The sequence below is a fragment of the Pseudomaricurvus sp. genome (assembly GCF_965662505.1).
In the GTDB taxonomy this organism is placed as follows: Bacteria; Pseudomonadota; Gammaproteobacteria; order Pseudomonadales; family Cellvibrionaceae; genus Pseudomaricurvus.
Genome location: NZ_CBFIHX010000176.1, coordinates 1 through 5,534, shown reverse-complemented (window position 1 = coordinate 5,534; position 5,534 = coordinate 1). Strand labels below are relative to the sequence as shown.

Below are 5,534 nucleotides of genomic sequence, written 5' to 3'. Positions count from 1 at the left end.
TTCGTGAACGTTGACAGGGTTTATGGGATGATTGCGCTAGAAAATTCAGGGATAAAGAACTTACATCAACGTGGGAACAGGGATAACTCCTCATGTGCGGTATAGTCGGATTATTTGATACTCGCGGTCATCAGCCCATTTCGGAAGAGCTGCTGAACCAGATGAATGCCAGACAGTTTCATCGCGGCCCTGATGGTGCGGGTGTACATAATGAACCTGGCGTGGGCCTGGGACACAGGCGCTTGTCGATTATCGATATTGCCAGTGGACATCAACCCCTGTTTAACGAAGATGACTCCGTGGTCGTGACTTATAACGGGGAAATATACAATTTCATTGAGTTGATGGAAGAGCTCAAACGCTGCGGCCATGTCTTTAAAACCCGTTGTGATACCGAAGTTATTGTACACGCGTGGGAAGAGTGGGGTGAGCGTTGTGTCGAGCACTTCCGTGGTATGTTCGCTTTTGCAATTTGGGATCGTAACCGCCAACAGCTGTTTCTGGCGAGAGATCGTCTTGGTATCAAACCGCTGTTTTATACGCTCCTCGATGATGGATGCCTGGCATTTTCCTCCGAATTGAAATCCCTTAAATGCCTGCCCAATATTGATCGGACGCTGGACCCTACAGCCATTGAAGATTATTTTTCGCTGGGATATGTACCTGAACCCAAAACCATTTACAAACAAGTCAAAAAGTTAAATCCGGGGCACAGTCTGCTGGTCGAACGTCATGTAGGCGAAGCAAGTTCAGCTCCCAGACTTGAAGCCAAAGAGTACTGGGACCTGCATTGCCAGCCAGCAGAGCATCGAAAAGAATCGGATCTTCAGGATGAGCTGGTCGAACGCATTCGCGAGGCGGTCAAAATCCGCATGATTGCCGAAGTGCCTCTGGGGGCATTCTTGTCAGGCGGTGTGGATTCAGGTTCTGTTGTCGCGATGATGGCAGAACTCAGCGATTCACCAGTGAATACCTGTTCGATAGGTTTCGATGTTAACCGCTTCGACGAGACAGAGTACGCACAAAAAGTGGCAAAACGTTATCAGACCAGTCATTTTGAAGGGACTGTCGCCAGTGATGACTTTGCTTTGGTGGATCAGTTAGCTGACCTCTACGACGAACCCTACGCCGATAGTTCAGCCATCCCCACTTACAGGGTTTGTGAATTAGCCAAACAAAAAGTGACTGTGGCTTTATCTGGCGACGGTGGTGATGAGCATTTGGCCGGGTATCGTCGCTACCGCTGGCATATGAATGAAGAGCGTCTGCGTTCCAAAATGCCTCTGGGGATGCGTCGGGGAGTGTTTGGTCCTCTAGGACGCTTTTATCCCAAGGCTGATTGGGCTCCGCGGGTATTCAGAGCCAAGACGACATTTGAAGCGTTGGCACGGAGTTCTACTGAGGCTTATTTTCACACAGTGGGTTTAACTACAGCTCAGCAGCGGCAAGAATTATTTTCTGACGGCTTGAAACGGGATCTCCAGGGTTACCGGACTCAGGATCTGTTTGAGGAATATGCACGGAAGGCTCCTACCGATGACCCCCTAACAATGATTCAATACATCGACACCAAGACGTATCTGGTGGGGGACATTCTTACCAAAGTGGATCGGGCCAGTATGGCACATGCTCTGGAAGTCCGGGTGCCATTGCTGGATCATAAGCTGGTTGACTGGATATCGGGTCTACCCCCTTCATTAAAACTCAATGGGCAATGCGGCAAATATTTACTGAAAAAAGCCATGGAACCTTATTTACCCAATGACGTTCTGTATCGTCCTAAAATGGGGTTTGCCGTACCCCTGGCCGATTGGTTTCGTGGTCCGCTGAAACCCCTTTTGAAGCAGCGTCTGTTGGGGGGATTGATGGCTGACTGTGGGTACTTTAATTTGACATTCATAGAGACACTGATCAATCAGCATCTCATGCGAGTGAGGGATAACAGCACTTTAATATGGACCCTCTTTATGTTTGAGGCATTTATGCGCAGCGAAGCACAGCTTGGAACACCGGTTCACAATCCTGAAGTCAGAGCTGTTCCCGCATGAAAATCTTGCACATTCTTGATCACTCAATACCTCTACATAGCGGTTATACCTTTCGAACCCTCTCTATACTTAGGCACCAGAGGGCAATGGGCTGGCAAACCGAACACCTAACTTCGGCCAAGCACGATGTGGAAGTCGGATGTGACAAATACGTAGATCAGGAAGAGGTCGATGGTCTGAGGTTTTACCGTACCCGCGCACAAACTGGCAGTTGGCATAATGTAGCTCATGCTGAGCCGCTGAGCGTGATTCACGGCCTGACAAAACGGCTGCACGAAGTGGTGGATGAGGTCAAACCAGACGTGCTGCATGCCCATTCTCCAGCACTCAATGGAATTGCCGCCCTGAGAGTCGGTAAAGCGCGCGGTATACCTGTTGTGTACGAGTGTCGGGCTTTTTGGGAAGATGCCGCAGTAAATCTCGGCACCTGTCAGGAGAATAGTATGCGCTACTTCCTGACGCGTAAACTCGAAAGTTACGTATTCCACAAAGCTGATGCTGTCACAACCATTTGCGAAGGACTACGGAAAGATATCATTAAGCGAGGAGTGGATCCTAAGCGTATTACTGTGATTCCCAATGCTGTCGATATTGAGCGGTTTCATATCTGTGAAGATAAACCCGATCAGCTTATTCAAAAGTATGAGTTGCAGAATAAGGTAGTGCTAGGGTTCTTTGGCTCTTTTTATGAATATGAAGGCTTGACGTTTCTTCTGGATGCGATGCCATCCATTATTCATCAAAATCCTACTGTAAAGCTGTTACTGGTAGGTGGGGGACCTCAAGAGACGGTTATTAAAGCGAAAGTTGAGGCTTTGCGTCTGGAAGAGCATGTTCTCATATTAGGGCGTGTCCCTCATGATACTATCCAAGACTTTTACAATGCTGTAGACATTATGGTCTACCCCAGAATGCCTATGCGTCTGACGGATCTTGTCACACCGTTGAAACCATTGGAAGCTATGGCTCAAGGCAAGCTGGTGGTGGCTTCTGATGTCGGCGGACATAAAGAGCTGATTGCCGATAAAGAGACGGGGTATTTGTTTAAAGCCGGCGATCAGAAAGCAGCAGCTGAAACCATATTAAGAGCGATTAAAGAGCGGGATGTCTGGAGCTTTCTACAAAACAATGGTCGCCAATACGTGGAGGGTGAGCGCAATTGGGCAGCCAGTACTGAGCGTTATAATGCCGTCTACGCGCCAATTCTGTCAGGTGGCTTGTGATTAATCTGTTAGTGATTACAACTCTCTACCCCAATCGAAATCAGTTTCGGCACGGCATTTTTGTGGAGAACCGGATAAAGAATTTAGTCAAGACGGAGCGGGTGAGTGCACTAGTTATGGCTCCGGTTCCATGGTGTCCAGCTTTTGTTCTTTGGCTCTGGAATATGCTGGGGCTTTCACGGTGGATGTCTGTATCTCACTATGAGGAGTACCAGCATATTCCCAAAGAGGAATACCGCTTTGGAATTCGGGTTTTACACCCCCGCTATTTGGTGATTCCCAAAATCGGCATGTACCTGACACCTTTATTTCTGGCCATCAGCCTATTTTTAAACATTACTCGTTTGAGGCGATCTGGCGAAAGCTGGGATATGGTGGATAGCCACTATTTTTACCCGGATGGGGTTGCCGTCGCGTTGGTATCTCATTGGCTTAAATCGCCTTTTACCATTACTGCCAGAGGCAGTGACATTAATCTAATATCAGATTATTGGTTGGCTCGGAAAATGATGCTGTGGGCCGCTGAAAAAGCGTCAATGAACCTCTGTGTCTCAGGTGATCTGAATAGGAAAATGATTACTTTGGGGATGAAACCAGAAAAAGTCATGACTGTGACCAATGGCATCGATGAAAGCATATTTGTGGCTCGGAATGAGCAAGAACGAGCAGCGCTCAGAGAGCAGCTGGGTTTGTCACAATATACCGTAGCCGCTGTCGGAAACTTAATTGAACTCAAAGGGCAGCATCTCTTAATCGAAGCGCTCAAATCCTTGCCGGATATCACACTGCTTCTGGTTGGAGAGGGTGAAGCGAGAGACAGTCTGGAGGCGCAGGTTTCCAGTGCTAATCTGAAGGACAGAGTCCGGTTTTTGGGTAATGTTCAGCAGCCACAATTAGTGGATATCTACAATGCAGTGGATTTGGTGTGCCTTGCCTCCAGCAGAGAAGGCTGTGCGAATGTGCTACTTGAGGCCATTGCCTGTGGCACTCCAGTTCTGGCAACTGATGTTGGAGGAAACCCCGAGACAATCAACTCTAGTGAGCTAGGCAAGCTCACTCCAGATAGAACAGCGGATAGCTTCATAGCATGTATTAAGAACTTGCAGGAAACGACGTTTGATCGTGATCGGATCCGAGCCTTGTCAAAACGCTTTTGGTATAACTCTATCAATGAATCCTTGATTCAAGTATACCAATCCGTTACCTCGCCCGCCCAAGATACGGCCAATTCGAAGTCTAGCGAAGCCCATCACCCCAAAAAGTGGGGGGCTTCTCAAAAATGAGAGATTTGCTTGTCGCGGCTTTAGTATTTGGCTCGTTACCTTTTATTTTGAAACGACCATATATTGGTATTCTGGTTTGGTCCTGGCTGAGTTATATGAACCCCCATAGGCTGACCTGGGGATTTGCGTACAACATGCCGTTTGCTCAAATTGTGGCCCTGACGCTTATCATGGCTATTTTTATGGATAAATCGAAAAAGAGTATCCCTGTTGATAAAACGACTATTACTTGGGGAATATTTTTCGTTTGGCTAACGCTATCTACTATCTTTGCCATGTATCCTGGCAGTGCATGGCCTATGTATGATCGTATATTTAAAATCCAGCTGGTGACGGTACTAACCATTATGCTTATGACCGATCAGAAAAAAATTGATTGGTTAATTTATGTCATCGTATTGTCTTTGGGTTTTTACAGTATCAAAGGAGGGGTTTTTACAATACTCACAGGGGGGGCTTATCGGGTTTGGGGGCCTCCGGGCAGTTTTGTTGAAGAAAATAACAGTTTGGCTCTGGCGACACTGATGGTAGTGCCGCTGATGGTATACGTCTATCAAACGACCATCTACAAATGGTTAAAACCCCTGATGTTGCTAGCGATATTGTTAAGTTTGGCTTCCGCACTAGGGTCTCAATCTCGAGGAGCCCTGGTCGCGATTTTGGCTTTGGCGGGTTATTTTTGGATATCGTCTTCGTACAAAGTATTGACTGGCCCGTTATTAATTGTCATGGCGATTGTTGCATTCAGTTTTATGCCTGAATCATGGCATACACGAATGGAGACTATACAAAACTATCAGGAAGATGCCTCCGCGATGGGAAGAATTAATGCATGGCAATATAGCATTAACGTAGCCAATGATCGGTTATTTGGTGCTGGATTGCAGTCGTGGAAGCTGGAAAGCTTTATGATGTACGCACCCGATCCATTAGCAGTGCATGCAGCGCACAGTATTTTCTTCGGAGTTTTGGGAGATAGT

General features: G+C 47.2%; 4 protein-coding genes. All 4 read left to right on the top strand.

Annotated features, from left to right (window positions below):
- The first annotated feature begins 92 nt into the window (after nucleotides 1-92).
- The gene (locus tag ACTG33_RS15970) at nucleotides 93-2,048 is read left to right on the top strand and encodes an XrtA/PEP-CTERM system amidotransferase (protein WP_439136217.1); all 1,956 of its coding nucleotides are present in this window, start codon (nucleotides 93-95) and stop codon (nucleotides 2,046-2,048) included.
- Nucleotides 2,045-3,271 (top strand): TIGR04063 family PEP-CTERM/XrtA system glycosyltransferase, encoded by a 1,227-nt coding sequence (locus ACTG33_RS15965; protein ID WP_439136216.1) that lies wholly within the window; start codon nucleotides 2,045-2,047, stop codon nucleotides 3,269-3,271. Before ACTG33_RS15970 ends, ACTG33_RS15965 begins: the two co-directional genes overlap by 4 nt.
- The gene (locus tag ACTG33_RS15960) at nucleotides 3,268-4,554 is read left to right on the top strand and encodes a glycosyltransferase family 4 protein (protein WP_439136215.1); all 1,287 of its coding nucleotides are present in this window, start codon (nucleotides 3,268-3,270) and stop codon (nucleotides 4,552-4,554) included. The genes ACTG33_RS15965 and ACTG33_RS15960 overlap by 4 nt, the downstream gene beginning before the upstream one ends.
- A partial coding sequence (locus tag ACTG33_RS15955) for a putative O-glycosylation ligase, exosortase A system-associated (protein ID WP_439136214.1) occupies nucleotides 4,551-5,534 on the top strand: 984 nt, incomplete at its 3' end. The genes ACTG33_RS15960 and ACTG33_RS15955, both read left to right, overlap by 4 nt.